The following is a 14,183-nucleotide window of genomic DNA, read 5'->3' as shown; positions in this document are numbered from 1 at the left end:
GGCGCAGCTTGTCACGCCCCTACGACAGTGACGGCCGTCCCCCGAAGAGACGGTCACTCCTCGAACAGCGCCTCCTGCTCGCCCTCCTTCTCCTTCCGCACCCGCTGGTTGCGCATGCCCACGACCGCCGCCGTGACCGCGGCCGTGCCGGCGAGCGCCACCGGGACCATCCAGCCCCGGTCGAAGACATGGCGGAACGCGTGGTCGAGGGAGATCCTCCCGGGGCCGGTGACCGCCAGGCCCGCGGCGGCCAGGCCCAGGGTCGCGGCGTACTCGTAGCCGCCCTCGGCGTTGAAGAAGCCGTTGGGCGCGTGGATCGCGGTCGCGCCGCCCATCGCGCCCGCCGCGGCGGCACCGGCCGCGGGCGTCGCGAGGCCCAGCGCGAGCAGCGCGCCGCCGCCCGTCTCGGCCAGTCCGGCAGCCGTGGCGCTCGCCTTGCCGGGCGCGTACCCGACGGACTCCATGAACGCGCCGGTCCCCTCGATGCCGTGCCCGCCGAACCAGCCGAACAGCTTCTGCGTCCCGTGCGCGGCGAGCACACCGCCCGCGCCCAGCCGGAGCAGCAGCAGACCCAGATCACGTCGGTCGAATGAGGTCATGAACACTCCCGGGCAGCCCGTGGGTAGGTCCCCTCCCGCGTATCCACCGTCGCACCGATCACACCTGCCCGATCCGCTCGCGCGCCCGTTCGGGTGGCGCCGAATTCCCCGTGCGCCTCCGGTGGCGTACCCCCGCGAACGGTGTGAGGCTGACCGCCATGACGATCGCACCCGCCAAACTCAGCGACCCGGCCGTCCGGGCCTTCGTCGCCGCGGTGAACGCCCACAACCAGGACGCGTTCTTCGCGCTCCTCACGGACGACGCGACCATGTCGGACGACGGCTCCGACCGTGACCTCGCGGACTGGACCGACCGGGAGATCTTCTCCTCCCACGGCCACATGGAGGTCCACCGCGAGACCGCCGGCGGCCGGGCCCTGGTCGCCAACTACCGCAACGACGCCTGGGGCGAGATGCGCACCGCGTGGCGCTTCACGGTGTCGGAGGACGGCAGGATCAGCCGGTTCGAGACAAGCCAGGCGTAACAGCCCGTCGGGTTCGGGGGCTTGCGTTCGCGTGCACTCCAACTCCTAACGTCCTTGGTCATGGAGACGAACGCGCACCCGCACACGCACCCGCACACGCACCCGCACCCGCACCCGTACACCAGGTCCCTCGGCCGCAGCGGTATCCAGGTCAGCGCCCTCGGCTTCGGCTGCTGGGCGATCGGTGGTGAGTGGCAGGCCGCCGACGGGCAGCCGCTCGGCTGGGGGAAGGTGGACGACGAGGAGTCCGTACGGGCGGTGCACCGCGCCCTCGACCTCGGCGTCACCTTTTTCGACACGGCCGACGCGTACGGCACCGGGCACAGCGAGCGCGTGCTCGGCCGCGCCCTCGGCAAGCGCCGCGCGGACGTCGTCGTGGCCACCAAATGGGGCAACGTCTTCGACGAGCCGACCCGCACCCTGACCGGCCAGGACGACACCCCGGCCCACGCCCGCCGCGCCCTCACCGCCTCCCTCGACCGTCTCGGCACCGACCACGTCGACCTGTACCAGCTGCACCTCTCCGACGCCGACCCCGAGCGGGCGGCCCAACTCCGCGACACCTGCGAGGAGTTCGTGCGGGAGGGTCTGATCCGGGCGTACGCGTGGAGCACCGACGACCCGGACCGTGCCGCCGTGTTCGCCCAGGGGCCGCACTGCGCGGCCGTGCAGCACCGGCTGAACATCCTGCAGGACGCACCCGAACTCCTCGCGCTGTGCGAGGAGTACAACCTCGCGAGCGTCAACCGCAGCCCCCTCGCCATGGGTCTGCTCACCGGCAAGCACACCGCCGGGCGCGCCTTGGAGGCCGGGGACATCCGCAGCGCTCCACCCGCCTGGCTGCCGGGCTTCACCGCGGACGCCGGCGCCGACCCGGAGTGGCTCGGCCGGGTCGAGGCGCTGCGCGAGATCCTCACCAGTGAGGGCCGTACGCTCGCGCAGGGCGCCCTCGCCTGGATCTGGGCCCGCAGTCCGCAGACCGTGCCCATCCCCGGCTTCCGCTCGGTCGCCCAGGCCGAGGAGAACGCGGGCGCCCTCGCGAAAGGGCCGCTCACCGCGGACCAGGTGTCCGAGATCGATGGGATCCTGGGGCGGTGAGCGGCCCGTACGGCAGCCGCTGACAGCGACGCCGAGTTCGTCCTGGTCCGGCGGCTCGGCGCGGCCTGTACGTCAGGCGCTACGGCCTGTACGGCAGGCGCTACGGCCTGTTCGGCAGGCGCTACGGCCTGTGGGTCAGCGGCTGAGGAAGCCTCAGCTCGCGTACTGCTCCTGCTCCGTGAGCGTCAGCTGCCCCGCCTTGATCGTGGCGAGCCGGGGCGCCCGCCGGGCGATGGACGAGTCGTGCGTGACCAGGATGAAGGTGAGGCCCTGCTCGCGCCACAGCCCCTCCAGCAGGGCCATGATCTCGTCGCGGGTGCCCTCGTCGAGGTTGCCGGTGGGCTCGTCGGCGAGGAGCACCTTCGGTCGCTTGACCAGGGCGCGGGCGATGGCGACGCGCTGCTGCTGACCGCCGGACAGCTCGGACGGGGCGTGGGTGAGGCGCTCGCCGAGGCCCACCGAGCGCAGCGCCTCGGCGGCCCGCTCGCGCCGCTCGGCCGGCTTCACGCCGAGCGGGACGAGCGCGGTCTCGACGTTCTCCTGCGCGGTCAGCGTCGGGATGAGGTTGAACGCCTGGAAGATGATGCCGATCTTCTCGGCGCGCAGCCGGGTCAGCTTGGCCTCGCTGATGGAGGCGAGGTCGACGCCGTCCAGTTCGACGCTTCCCTCGGAGGGGCGGTCCAGGCCGCCGATCATCTGCAGGAGGGTGGACTTGCCGCCACCCGTGGGGCCCTGGATGACGAGCTGGTCGCCGTCCTCGATGACGAGGCCGATGCCGCGCAGCGCCTCGATCGTCTCCTTGCCCCGCTTGTAGCGCTTGGTGACGCCGGTGAGCTTGTACATGGGTTACTCCGTGGGTCTGGCGTGAAGGGGCGGGGTTCAGGACACGCTGCGCAGGGCGTCGGCGGGGCGCATCCGGGAGGCGCGCCAGCCGCCCATGGCCCCCGCGATCAGACCGCCGGCGATGGCGAGGCCCGCCGCGAGCGCGATGGTGGACAGGGAGACGGGCGCGGCCAGCGCGATCTCCAGGGCGTTGGAGGTCTGTTGGCCGGGAGCACCGCCCCCGCCGGGGCCGCCGCCCATCCCGCCGGTGTTGCCCAGCTCCGCCTTGAGGGTCGGGCTGATCGCGGTCACCGTGTACGCGGCGGCGAGGCCGAGCCCGATACCGAGGGCGCCGCCGAGCAGACCGTTCACCATGGACTCGCCGACGACCTGCCGGGTGACCTTGCGGCTCGGCCAGCCGAGCGCCTTCAGCGTGCCGAACTCGCGCACCCGGCGGGACACCGCCGAGGAGGTGAGCAGCGCGGCCACCAGGAACGCGGCGGCGAGCACGGCGATGGAGAGCCACTTGCCGACGCTGGTCGCGAGGTCGGAGGCGGTGGTCAGCGAGCCGGAGACGGTCTCGGCGAGGTCGGCGGAGGTGGTGACCGTCGTCCCCGAGATGTTCTTCTGGATGGTCGCCTTGACGGCGTCGATCTGCTGCGAGTCGGTCGCCTTGACGTAGATCGTGGTGACCGTGTTCTTCGCGTCGCCGAGCGTCTGCGCCTGCTTCAGCGGCAGATAGACGTCGGTGGTCGCCTCGCTGCTGTCGGGCGTCGCGATACCGATGATCTTGTACTTGGTGCCGGAGATCATGAGGGTCTCGCCGACCGTGTACTCGTTCTCCTTGGCGTACGACGTGCTGAGCACCGCGACCTTCGCGTCGGTCTGCGAGGCGGTGAACGTCTTGCCCTTGGTGATCTTCGAGGTGGCGAGCGGGCCGAGGTCCTGGTCGCTGACGTCGACACCGGCGACGGAGTAGCTGTTGACGCCGAATGAGGCGCCGCCGCCCTCGACGCGGGGCTGGCTGGAGCCGCCGCCCTGGTCGGTGCCGCCGCCCGGACCGCCCTGGCCCTGCTGCGAGGAGGAGTCGTCGGTCCGGGCCTCGCCCTGGGTGAAGGAGCCGTCGACCTTGGTGACGTTCAGGCTGAGTGCGCCCACGGCCTCCGCGACGCCGTCCTGCTTGGCCACCTCGGCGACGAGCGCGGACTTCAGGGTCTGCCCGCCCTGCGTCATCACCCGGTCCGAACTCTGCTCCTCCTCGTCGTCGGAGCCGGCGTCGAACTCGAATCTGGGTCCGCCCTGCTCCTCGTCGTCCCCGGAGGGCGCCTCTCTGGCCTTGGTGACCGTCATGTCGGTGCCCAGGCCGTAGAGCGACTGAAGGACCTTGTCCTGCGCCTGCCGCATCCCCGTCGAGACCGAGTTGACGGTGATGACCAGCGCGATTCCGAGCGCCAGACCCATGGCGATGACCAGAGCCGCCTTCTTGCGCCGGCCCAGCTCGCGCTTGAGATAGATGCCAAACATCCCGTTCCTCAAAGGTTCTTGGCGCCCGCTGTGGGCGCGGTCACAAGCTAGGGAGGAACCTTTGAGGGGTCCTGAGTAAGGAATGTGTAAGGCCTGAGAAATCGAGGCCGGGCATCAGATTTCGATAAGACAGCGAATTCCTGAGCCGTCCATGGGCTATTGCCAGGAAATCCCGCTTGGCTACCGCCCGGAGAAGAAAAATCGGCGGCAGCCGTTCCGCGCTCCGGTGCTTACCTCGCGGTCCCACGCGAGGTCCGCCCCCTTCCGGAGCACGGAACGGCTGCCGCCTCCCCCCTCGGGTTGGTCGCGGAAGCCGCCGTCTCCAAGTGTGAAGCTCTCGTGGAGACGAGTCCTGAGCATATGCCTGCCACGTGCTCGAATGGACCGGAGGAACACCTTCCGTTTGTGGAAGTTGAGCCATGGACGAGTGCCGCCGGGGCCTGGTGGGCACGGCCGGGCCGGCCTTCCTCGCACAGGCCGGCCTTCCTCGCACGGGCCGGCCCCGCTCTCCGGCGGCTCAGCCCCGTCCGACGTACGGCATCGTCGTCGCCATCACCGTCGCGAACTGCACATTCGCCTCCAGGGGCAGCTCCGCCATGTGCCGCACGGTCCGCGCCACATCGGTCACATCCATCACCGGCTCGGGCACGAGCTGTCCATTGGCCTGCAGGACGCCGTTCGCCATGCGCTCGGTCATGTCCGTCGCCGCGTTGCCGATGTCGATCTGGCCGACCGCGATGCCGTACGGCCGCCCGTCCAGCGAGAGCGACTTGGTGAGGCCGGTCAGCGCGTGCTTGGTCGCGGTGTACGCGACGGAGTGCGGCCGGGGCGTGTGCGCGGAGATGGAGCCGTTGTTGATGATCCGGCCGCCCTGCGGGTCCTGCTCCTTCATCTGCCGGTATGCCGCCTGCGCGCACAGGAACGCCCCGTTGAGGTTGGTGTCCACGACATGCCGCCAGGCCGCGTAGTCCAGCTCCTCCACCGGCACCCCGCCCGGACCGAACGTGCCCGCGTTGTTGAACAGCAGGTCCAGCCGCCCGAACCGCTCGCGCACGGCGGCGAGGAGCGCGTCAACGTCCCCGGGCCGCGAGACGTCCGTACGGACGCACAGCGCCTCCGGGGACTCGGTGCCGGTGCCGGTGCCGGTGCCGGTGCCGGTGCTGGTGCCCGTGCCCGTGCTGGTGCCCGTGCCGGTGCTGGCACCTGCCCCCGTGCCCGTGCTGGTGCTGGTGCCCGTGCCGGTGTCCGGCGCGGCGACGGCCTCGGCCGCGCTCTCGGCGAGCTTCTCCTCGCGGCGGCCCGCCAGCGCCACCGACCAGCCGGCGCGCAGCAGTTCCACGGCCACGGCACGGCCGATGCCAGAGCCCGCGCCCGTCACGATCGCGATCTTGGTTCCTTTAGCCTTCATGGGCTCGCAGCGTAAGGGAGGGTGTGCGGTCGACCCCGCAGGAAGGGCGCGCCATCCGGAACTCATCCATCCGCCATCTGGCTGTTGTGTACGCGACAGAAGATCGTCGAACCTGGCCACTCCAATGCCAAGTACAACAACCGTCAGGAGAGGGCCAGATGACACCCGCAGCCCACGAATCGACGCCGCCCCGTTCGTCCCACACGCCCGAACTTCGCGCCGCCGCCCGGCACTTCGACCGCCGCCGCTTCCTCACCGTCACCGGAGCCGCCGCCGCGCTCGCCTTCGCCACCAACCTTCCCGCGGCCGGTGCCGCGGCCGCCGCCCCGCTCGACGCGCGGCGGATCACCGAGGACCCGTTCACCCTCGGCGTGGCCTCCGGCGACCCGCTGCCCGCCTCCGTACTCCTGTGGACCCGGCTCGCCCCGTCCCCGTACCAGCCGGACGGCGGGCTGCCCGCCGAACGCGTCGCCGTCCACTGGGAGTTGGCCCACGACGAGAACTTCCGACGGGTCGTCAGACGCGGCACCGCCACCGCCCACCCCGAGTTCCACCACACCGTCCACGTCGAGGTCGGCTACCTCGACCCCGGCCGCGTCTACTACTACCGCTTCCGCACCGGCACCTGGATCAGCGAGACCGGCCGCACCCGCACCGCCCCCGGCCGTGCCCATCTGACCGGCTCCACCGGCCTCTCCTTCGCGGCCGTCTCCTGCCAGGCCTACACGGACGGCTACTACACCGCCTACCGGCACCTGGCGGACGAGGACATCGATGTCGTCTTCCACCTCGGGGACTACCTCTACGAGTACGCGGTCAACTCGGCCGGCGGCAACCGCAAGTACACCGACCGCGTCCTGCCCGACCTGTTCAACCGCGAGACGGTCACCCTGGAGGACTACCGCCTGCGGTACGCCCTCTTCAAGAGCGACCCCGACCTGCGGGCCGCGCACGCCGCGCACCCGTTCGTTGTCACCTGGGACGACCACGAGACCGAGAACAACTACGCCGACGACATCCCCGAGAACGACGTCCCCCCGGAGGAGTTCCTGCTGCGCCGCGCCGCCGCGTACCGCGCGTACTGGGAGAACCAGCCGCTGCGCACCCCGCAGAAACCCGACGGGCCCGACATGAAGCTCTACCGCCGCTTCAACTGGGGCCGCCTCGCCCAGTTCGACATACTCGACACCCGCCAGTACCGCTCCAACCAGGCGTACGGCGACGGCTGGCAGACCCCGGGCCCGGACTCCGCCGACCCCGCGCGCACGATAACGGGCGCCACGCAGGAACGCTGGCTCCTGAACGGCTGGGCCAAGTCCGACGCCGTCTGGAACGTCGTCCCCCAGCAGGTCACCTTCTCCCAGCGCCGCAACGCCGTCGGCGACGCCTACAAGGTCTCCATGGACTCATGGGACGGCTACAGCGCCTCCCGCGAACGTCTCCTCGCCGGCGCGGACGCCGCCGGCATCGAGAACCTCATGGTCCTCACGGGCGACGTCCACGTCGGCTACGCCTTCGACATCAAGCGTGACTTCGACAACCGCTCGTCCCGGACCGTCGGCACGGAACTCGTCGCCACGTCCATCACCAGCGGCGGCAACGGCTCCGACAAGCCCGCCAACTGGGACACCTACATGACCGCCAACCCCCACATGCGCTTCTACAACGGCCGTCGGGGGTACGTCACGGTCGCTCTCGGCCGCGAGTCCGCCCGCGCCGACTTCAAGGCCGTGCCGTACGTGACGACGACGGGCGCGGGCATCTCGACGGTGGCGTCCTTCGCGGTGGAGGCGGGCAAGCCGGGGCTCACGCCGGCGTAACCGCCAGTCGGTCACCTTGACGGTCGTCCTCGCCGGGATAGCGCACCCCGACGCGGTTCCGGATCGCGTCCAGCGTGCGCATCACGGCGAGGGTGCCGTCGAGGGGGACGAGCGGGGACTCCGTCTCCCCGGCGCGCAGGGCCCGCATGACCTCGGCGGCCTCGTGACGGAGGCTGTTGCGGGGGCCGTCGGCCGGGTCCGCGGTGAAGGTCTGCGGGTCGCGGCCGTCGCGGTGGAGGACGAACCGCTCCGGGAAGAAGAACCCGGACGGGATGTCGATGCGGCCCTCGGAACCGGTGACCGAGGCGGACGTGCCCGTGCCGCCCACGATGGAGCAGTGCACCGAAGCGATGGCACCGCTCTCCCACGAGAGCAGTGCTCCGGTCTGGAGATCGACGCCCTCCTCGGAGAGCACCGCTCTCCCCGTGACGTCCGACGGCTCCCCGAGCAGCAGCTGCGCGAAGGACACCGGGTACACACCGAGGTCGAGCAGCGCGCCCCCGCCCTGCGCCGGGTCCCGCAGCCGGTGCGAGGGCGGGAACGGCCCGGCGAGCCCGAAGTCGGCCTGCACGGTCCGCACTTCACCGATCGCGCCGTCCCGCACCATGTCCGCGAGCCGCCGCACCAGCGGATTGCAGTACATCCACATGGCCTCCATCAGGAACCGCCCGCGCTCCCGGGCCAGCGCGACCAGCTCCTCCGCCTCCCGCCCGTTCAGCGTGAACGCCTTCTCGCACAGCACGTTCCGCCCCGCCTCCAGACACATTCCGGCGGCGACCCGGTGCGCCGAGTGCGGAGTGGCGACGTACACCACGTCCACGTCCGCGTCCTCGGCGAGCGCGCGCCAGTCGCCGTACGCCCTCGGTATCCCGAACCGTTCCGCGAAGGTCTTCGCCGAGTCCTCGCTCCGCGAGGCCACCGCCACGACCTCGGCGTCCGGCAGGTCGACGAGGTCGGCCGTGAAGGCCGCGGCGATCCCTCCGGTCGCCAGGATCCCCCACCGCACACGTCCGTCGTTCGACATCGCCACCCCTGTCCTCGGCCCCGGGGCGGGATTGTGACCCCGCCCACGTCGTACGAGCTGAGAGCATAGGTGGCGGACCGAACAGAGAGGGAGGGGCACATGCCCGAGGGGCACATACCGGGCTCGGCACCGGCCGAGTCGAACACGGTGGCGGCGGAGTACGCGAAGCCGGGCACAACGGGGGAACAGCGGCCGCCGAAACCGTCGAAGCCGCAGTCGTCGAAGCCGCAGTCGTCGAAGCCGCAGTCGTCGAAGCCGCAGTCGTCGAAGCCGCAGTCGTCGAAGCCGCAGTCGTCGAAGCCGCAGCTGTCGAAGACCAACCCCACCGCCCTCCGCCGCACCGGTCTCCTCGTCACCCTCATCCTCGGCGGCCTCACCGCCACCCCGCCCCTCGCGATGGACATGTACCTCCCGGCCCTGCCGGAGGTCACCAACTCCCTCCACGCCCCCGCCACCACGGTCCAGCTCACGCTCACGGCCTGCCTCGCCGGCATGGCGCTCGGCCAGCTGTTGATCGGCCCGATGAGCGACCGCTTCGGCCGCCGCCGCCCGCTGCTTCTCGGTCTCGCCGTCTACATCGTCGCCACCGCGCTCTGCGCCCTCGCCCCCACCATCGAGACCCTCATCGCCTTCCGCCTGGTGCAGGGTCTCGCCGGTTCGGCCGGGATCGTGATCGCCCGGGCCGTGGTCCGGGACCTGTACGACGGTGACGCGATGGCCCGCTTCTTCTCGACCCTGATGCTGATCTCCGGGGTGGCCCCGATCATCGCGCCGCTGATCGGCGGCCAGATCCTCCGCGTCACGGACTGGCGGGGTGTCTTCGTCGTCCTCACCGTCATCGGCATCGCGCTCCTCGCCGTCGTCTGGGCGAAACTCCCCGAGACGCTCACCCCCGCCGAGCGCCACAGCGGCGGCATCGGCGAAACCCTGGGTGCGATGCGCGGCCTGCTCACCGACCGGATCTTCATGGGCTACACGCTCTCCGGCGGCTTCGCCTTCGCCGCCCTCTTCGCGTACATCAGCGCCTCCCCGTTCGTGATCCAGGAGATCTACGGCGCCTCCCCGCAGACGTTCAGCCTGCTCTTCGGCGTCAACTCCGTCGGCCTCGTCATCGTCGGCCAGATCAACGGCAAGATCCTGGTCGGCCGCGTCAGCCTGGACATGGTGTTCGCGGTGGGCCTCGTCATCGTCGCCCTCTCCGCGACCGCGCTGCTGCTGATGTCCCTGGGCGTCTTCGGCGAGGTCGGCCTGACCCCGGTCTCGGCGGCCCTCTTCGTGCTGATGTCCGCGATGGGCGTCACCCTCCCCAACACCCAGGCCCTCGCCCTGATGCGGGTACGCCACGCGGCGGGTTCCGCGTCGGCCCTGCTGGGTACCTCGTCCTTCCTGATCGGCGCGATAGCGTCCCCCCTGGTCGGCGTCGCGGGCGAGGACACCGCCGTCCCCATGGCCGTCGTCCAACTGGCCGCGACACTGGTGGCCGCGACCTGCTTCGTGGCACTGTGCCGTCCTTGGAACAGACGTACGACTGTGGAGGGAGTAGGCAGCTGAGCGCGCCGAGACTGCGCACGGACACCCCGGAACGGGCCGGACTCGACCCCGAGGAACTGCGCCATCTCGTACGAGACGTGCGCGCGCTGACGGAGGGGGACCGCCCCCGGGCCCCCGCCGCCGTGGTCCTCGCCGGCCGCGGCCCCGTCATCGCCGTCGAGGAGGCGGCGGGCTGGGCGGTCCGCTACGAGGCCTACGACGAGCGCACCGACGGGGGACTGGAACCTCCGCCGGACTTTCGCGTACCGGCGACCCCGCACACCCCCTTCGACCTGGCCTCGCTCACCAAGCTGTTCACCGCCGTGGCCGCCGTCCAGCAACTGGAACGCGGCACCCTCGGCATCGACGCGAAGGTGGCGGCGTACCTCCCCGAGTTCACCGGCGCCGCCGAACACGGTCTCACCGTCCGCCACCTCCTCACCCACACCTCCGGGCTCCGCCCCGAACTCCCGCTGTACGACTGCCCGTCCCCGGCCGCCCGCCTGGTGATGCTCCGCTCGGAGGCCCCGACGGTTCCCCCCGGCACGGCCCACCTCTACTCCGACCTGAACCTTCTGCTCCTCCAGCACGTCCTGGAACGCCTGACCGGCCGGACCCTCGACGTCCTGATCCGCGACGGCATCACCCAGCCGCTGGGCATGGTGTCGACGACCTTCGGCCCCTGCCCGGCCGCCGCGGCGACGGAGGACCAACGCCGCCCCTGGGCGAAGGCGGACCGGGGCATGATCCGTGGCCACGTCCACGACGAGAACGCATGGTCCCTCGGCGGTGTGGCCGGCCACGCGGGCCTCTTCTCGACGGCCCGAGACCTGGCGATCTTCTGCCGCACCCTCCTGTCCGGCGGCTCCTACGGTCCCGCCCGCATCCTCGGCCCCGACTTCATCGAGCTGATGCTCACCGCGCCGGGCCTCGGCTTCGCCCTCGACCAGCCCTGGTTCATGGGGGAGTTGGCAGGCCGGGGCGCGGCCGGCCACACCGGCTTCACGGGCACGTCCCTGGTCCTCGACCAGGCCACGGACACCTTCCTCGTCCTCCTCACGAACGCGGTCCACCCGCGCCGCCGCGACCCGATCAACGCGGCACGGGCGGCGGCGGGGACCCGGGTGGCGCGGGCGGTGCGGGGGATGTGAGACCGGTCGAAGGGACCAGAGGCTCCGGCCGGTCCGGCCCGGACCGGGACCAGCGCAGAGCCGCTCGCCGCACTCCCGCCCCCTCGTAGAATCGCCACGTGAACGCCCCCGCCTCCTCCGCCGACACCCTCCGCACCGCTCTCGCCGGTCTCCTCGACGGGCTACCGCCGAAGTCGGCCACGCAGGCGGTGGAGCGGCTGATCGCGAACTATCGGGGGCGGACGCCGACGGACGCGCCGGTGTTGCGGGACCGGTCGGATGTCGTCGCCTACGCGGCGTACCGGATGCCGGCGACGTTCGAGGCGGTGTGCTCGGCGCTGGAGGCGTTCTCGGTGGCGGTGCCCGGGTGGGAGCCCGGCAGCCACGTGGATGTCGGCGGGGGCACGGGCGCGGCGACATGGGCGGTGAACGCGACCTGGGAGGGCGGGCGGCCGGTGACGGTGCTCGACTGGGCGGAGCCGGCGTTGGCGCTCGGGCGGGAGATCGCCGCGGCGAACCCGGAGCTGAAGGCCGCCGAGTGGCAGCGCTCTCGTATCGGATCGGCGCTCACCATCGAGAGCACTGATCTCGTCACCGTCTCCTACGTCCTCGGTGAGCTGACCGCCACCGACCGCGCCGCCGTCGTCGAGGCGGCCGCGACCGCCGCCCAGGCCGTCGTGATCATCGAACCCGGCACGCCCGACGGCTACGCCCGCGTCATCGAGGCCCGCGACCGTCTCATCACCGCCGGTTTCCACATCGCCGCGCCCTGCCCGCACAGCGCCGCCTGCCCCATCGTCCCCGGCGAGGACTGGTGCCACTTCTCCGCCCGCGTCAGCCGTTCCTCCCTGCACCGCCAGGTCAAGGGCGGCACCCTGCCGTACGAGGACGAGAAGTTCAGCTACGTCGCCGCCACCCGCTTCACCCCGGCCCCGGCCCCCTCCCGCGTCGTCCGCAAGCCCCAGATCCGCAAGGGCCAGGTCCTCCTGGACCTCTGCGAGCCGGGGGCGGAGACGGATACGGATACGAGGACGGATACGGGGACGGAGACCGCCGCGGAGAGTGCGACCGGAGCCGTGCCCGCCCTCAGCCGGAGCACCGTCACCAAGCGCCACGGCCTCCTCTACAGGGCGGCCCGTGACGCGGAGTGGGGCGACGCCTGGCCCCCGGCCGGGGACGTCGAAGAGCAAGCTTGACGCGGCCGCGTACTGACCGATGTGGCGGACAACCGGCCGCTCGCGCAGGAGCACGCCGACGCGGGCACTGACACGCCGGCCTCCGTCCTGTCCGCGCTGGGCAGGATCGCGGTGGAGGGCAATCGCTTCAGCTGTCAGATCGCGATGATGTCGCTGGGGGCGTCCCCGGGACGACCCGGACGGTTCGAACGGTTCGACGGTCCCGTAAATCGCTTGCGGGACCCGCACCACTTCCGGCTATCTGATCGATCATGACAACCAACCCGCACCTGGCCGACATAACCCCCGCCAACCTCGAAGCCGCACTCGACGTACGCATCCGCCCCGACCAGGAACACCTGGTGGAGCCGGTCGCGAAGTCACTCGCCGAGGCGTATGTCCACCCCGGTGTCGCCTGGCCCCGGCTCATCCGGGACGGCGACCGGGCCGTCGGCTTCCTGATGGCCTTCCTCGACATCGACTGGAAGGGCGACGGTTCGGGCACCGACATCCGTTCCGGGCTCTGGCGTCTCAATATCGCCGCCGACGAACAGGGGCGGGGGTACGGCCGTTTCGCCGTCGAGTCCGTGGCCGCCGAGATCCGCCGTCGTGGCGGCAGTCGGCTCTTCGTCACCTGGCACCCCGGCCCCGACGGCCCGGAGGCCTTCTACCTGGGCCTCGGCTTCCGTACGACGGGGGAGACCAGCGGGGGCCAGACGGTGGGGGTGCTGGAGCTGGCCGGATGACGACCCGCCTCGGCTCCCTGAACGAGTTCTGCTGGATGGACCTCAAGACCCGTGATCTGCCCGGCACCGCCGCCTTCTTCGCCGACCTCCTGGGCTGGCACTTCGCCGTCGACGAGGAGGACTGGCGCCGGGCGACGAAGATCTCGTTCGGGGGCGGCCGGGCCGGCGGAGGGGATGGTAGAGCCGCCGGTGAGGGCGGCTGGGGTGCCGGTCGGGACGGGAGGGCCGCAGGTGGGACCGGTTGGTGGCTCGGCGGTGTGAGTGATCTCGCGCATCCGGTCTACCCGCCGGGGACCCCCGCCCACATCGCCTATTACCTGGCGGTCGACGACGTCGACCGACGCACCGGGACGGCGGTGGCGAACGGGGCCCGTCTCGTCGTCCCGCCGTTCGAGGCGGGCGACCAGGGGCGCCTGGCCACGCTGGTCGATCCGGTGGGCGCGGCAGTCTCCTTCTGGCAGCCACACCGGTTCGGCGGGTGGCGACTTCCGCCGGGCTCCACCGGCGCACCGCACCGTATGGTCCTGGCCTGCGCACAGCCGGACCGGGCCCGGGACTTCTACCGCGAGGTGACCGACACGGACTTCGCCCACGCCGACTTCACCACCACGGGCGCCGCCCCGCAGTGGGAGCTCATGGTCGGTGTCGACGGCTTGGCCACCGTCGCCGCACGCGTCCGCGAGCGCGACGGCGGCCAGGTCTCGTGGATCGAGGACGGCGGCCGCCCTGTACTGCGGCTGAGCGGCCCGGAAGGCCTCACCTTTCTGGTGACCCAGCTCCGGGCCCGTTGAAAGACGGTTCCGCCCCGCCGGAACCCCTCAC

The 14,183-nt window shown here is 71.6% G+C and carries 13 protein-coding genes; 8 read left to right on the top strand and 5 right to left on the bottom strand.

What is annotated here, in order from left to right; translation table 11 throughout:
- Positions 1–53: 53 nt before the first annotated feature.
- Positions 54–599, bottom strand: a complete 546-nt coding sequence (locus tag ACFU53_RS12825) for a DoxX family membrane protein (protein ID WP_383990006.1) — start codon at positions 597–599, stop codon at positions 54–56.
- A 158-nt stretch (positions 600–757) separates the two neighbouring features.
- On the opposite strand from ACFU53_RS12825, the gene ACFU53_RS12820 reads away from it, so the two are divergent.
- Together ACFU53_RS12820 and ACFU53_RS12815 are read left to right on the top strand one after the other, a co-directional pair.
- Positions 758–1,084, top strand: a complete 327-nt coding sequence (locus ACFU53_RS12820) for a nuclear transport factor 2 family protein (protein WP_383990004.1) — start codon at positions 758–760, stop codon at positions 1,082–1,084.
- Positions 1,085–1,144: 60 nt separating this feature from the next.
- Positions 1,145–2,182: an aldo/keto reductase gene (locus tag ACFU53_RS12815; RefSeq protein ID WP_383990001.1), complete on the top strand. Its 1,038-nt coding sequence runs from the start codon at positions 1,145–1,147 to the stop codon at positions 2,180–2,182.
- 153 nt (positions 2,183–2,335) lie between these two features.
- On the opposite strand, the gene ACFU53_RS12810 is transcribed toward ACFU53_RS12815, so the two are convergent.
- The 3 genes from ACFU53_RS12810 to ACFU53_RS12800 all read right to left on the bottom strand — a co-directional run bounded on the left by ACFU53_RS12810 (position 2,336) and on the right by ACFU53_RS12800 (position 5,936).
- The gene (locus tag ACFU53_RS12810) at positions 2,336–3,025 is read right to left on the bottom strand and encodes an ABC transporter ATP-binding protein (RefSeq protein WP_383989998.1); all 690 of its coding nucleotides are present in this window, start codon (positions 3,023–3,025) and stop codon (positions 2,336–2,338) included.
- A 36-nt stretch (positions 3,026–3,061) separates the two neighbouring features.
- Complete coding sequence (locus ACFU53_RS12805) at positions 3,062–4,528, bottom strand: ABC transporter permease (protein ID WP_383989995.1); 1,467 nt, start codon at positions 4,526–4,528, stop codon at positions 3,062–3,064.
- A 517-nt stretch (positions 4,529–5,045) separates the two neighbouring features.
- Positions 5,046–5,936 (bottom strand): SDR family oxidoreductase, encoded by an 891-nt coding sequence (locus ACFU53_RS12800; protein WP_383989992.1) that lies wholly within the window; start codon positions 5,934–5,936, stop codon positions 5,046–5,048.
- A gap of 158 nt (positions 5,937–6,094) precedes the next feature.
- Between ACFU53_RS12800 and ACFU53_RS12795 the strand changes: the two genes are divergently transcribed.
- Positions 6,095–7,756, top strand: coding sequence for an alkaline phosphatase D family protein (locus ACFU53_RS12795; protein ID WP_383989989.1), 1,662 nt, complete (start codon positions 6,095–6,097; stop codon positions 7,754–7,756).
- Here the strand turns inward: ACFU53_RS12795 and ACFU53_RS12790 are convergent.
- Positions 7,743–8,780: a Gfo/Idh/MocA family protein gene (locus ACFU53_RS12790; protein ID WP_383989987.1), complete on the bottom strand. Its 1,038-nt coding sequence runs from the start codon at positions 8,778–8,780 to the stop codon at positions 7,743–7,745. The two genes, ACFU53_RS12795 and ACFU53_RS12790, sit on opposite strands and share 14 nt — an antisense overlap.
- A 99-nt stretch (positions 8,781–8,879) precedes the next feature.
- Here ACFU53_RS12790 and ACFU53_RS12785 point away from each other — a divergent pair, with 99 nt between their 5' ends.
- From ACFU53_RS12785 to ACFU53_RS12765, 5 genes are all read left to right on the top strand, one after another.
- Positions 8,880–10,331, top strand: a complete 1,452-nt coding sequence (locus ACFU53_RS12785) for a Bcr/CflA family efflux MFS transporter (RefSeq protein WP_383989984.1) — start codon at positions 8,880–8,882, stop codon at positions 10,329–10,331.
- Entirely contained in the window at positions 10,283–11,461 is a 1,179-nt protein-coding gene (locus tag ACFU53_RS12780; RefSeq protein ID WP_383989981.1) for a serine hydrolase domain-containing protein, read from the top strand. The genes ACFU53_RS12785 and ACFU53_RS12780 overlap by 49 nt, the downstream gene beginning before the upstream one ends.
- Before the next feature lie 98 nt (positions 11,462–11,559).
- Positions 11,560–12,636: a small ribosomal subunit Rsm22 family protein gene (locus ACFU53_RS12775; protein WP_383989978.1), complete on the top strand. Its 1,077-nt coding sequence runs from the start codon at positions 11,560–11,562 to the stop codon at positions 12,634–12,636.
- 251 nt (positions 12,637–12,887) lie between these two features.
- A complete protein-coding gene (locus tag ACFU53_RS12770) occupies positions 12,888–13,361 on the top strand; it encodes a GNAT family N-acetyltransferase (protein WP_383989975.1) in 474 nt (157 codons plus the stop codon).
- On the top strand, positions 13,358–14,152 hold the full coding sequence (locus tag ACFU53_RS12765) for a VOC family protein (RefSeq protein WP_383989972.1): 795 nt from the start codon (positions 13,358–13,360) through the stop codon (positions 14,150–14,152). The genes ACFU53_RS12770 and ACFU53_RS12765 overlap by 4 nt, the downstream gene beginning before the upstream one ends.
- The last annotated feature ends 31 nt before the right edge of the window (positions 14,153–14,183 follow it).

It is taken from the genome of Streptomyces sp. NPDC057474 (assembly GCF_042802555.1).
In the GTDB taxonomy this organism is placed as follows: domain Bacteria; phylum Actinomycetota; class Actinomycetes; order Streptomycetales; family Streptomycetaceae; genus Streptomyces.
This window is presented reverse-complemented; position numbering and strand designations above follow the sequence as displayed.

Coding starts and splice junctions, on each gene's coding strand:
- ACFU53_RS12825 (WP_383990006.1), bottom strand. CDS start 599: ATGACCTCATTCGACCGACGTGATCTGGGTCTGCTGCTGCTCCGGCTG.
- ACFU53_RS12820 (WP_383990004.1), top strand. CDS start 758: ATGACGATCGCACCCGCCAAACTCAGCGACCCGGCCGTCCGGGCCTTC.
- ACFU53_RS12815 (WP_383990001.1), top strand. CDS start 1,145: ATGGAGACGAACGCGCACCCGCACACGCACCCGCACACGCACCCGCAC.
- ACFU53_RS12810 (WP_383989998.1), bottom strand. CDS start 3,025: ATGTACAAGCTCACCGGCGTCACCAAGCGCTACAAGCGGGGCAAGGAG.
- ACFU53_RS12805 (WP_383989995.1), bottom strand. CDS start 4,528: ATGTTTGGCATCTATCTCAAGCGCGAGCTGGGCCGGCGCAAGAAGGCG.
- ACFU53_RS12800 (WP_383989992.1), bottom strand. CDS start 5,936: ATGAAGGCTAAAGGAACCAAGATCGCGATCGTGACGGGCGCGGGCTCT.
- ACFU53_RS12795 (WP_383989989.1), top strand. CDS start 6,095: ATGACACCCGCAGCCCACGAATCGACGCCGCCCCGTTCGTCCCACACG.
- ACFU53_RS12790 (WP_383989987.1), bottom strand. CDS start 8,780: ATGTCGAACGACGGACGTGTGCGGTGGGGGATCCTGGCGACCGGAGGG.
- ACFU53_RS12785 (WP_383989984.1), top strand. CDS start 8,880: ATGCCCGAGGGGCACATACCGGGCTCGGCACCGGCCGAGTCGAACACG.
- ACFU53_RS12770 (WP_383989975.1), top strand. CDS start 12,888: ATGACAACCAACCCGCACCTGGCCGACATAACCCCCGCCAACCTCGAA.
- ACFU53_RS12765 (WP_383989972.1), top strand. CDS start 13,358: ATGACGACCCGCCTCGGCTCCCTGAACGAGTTCTGCTGGATGGACCTC.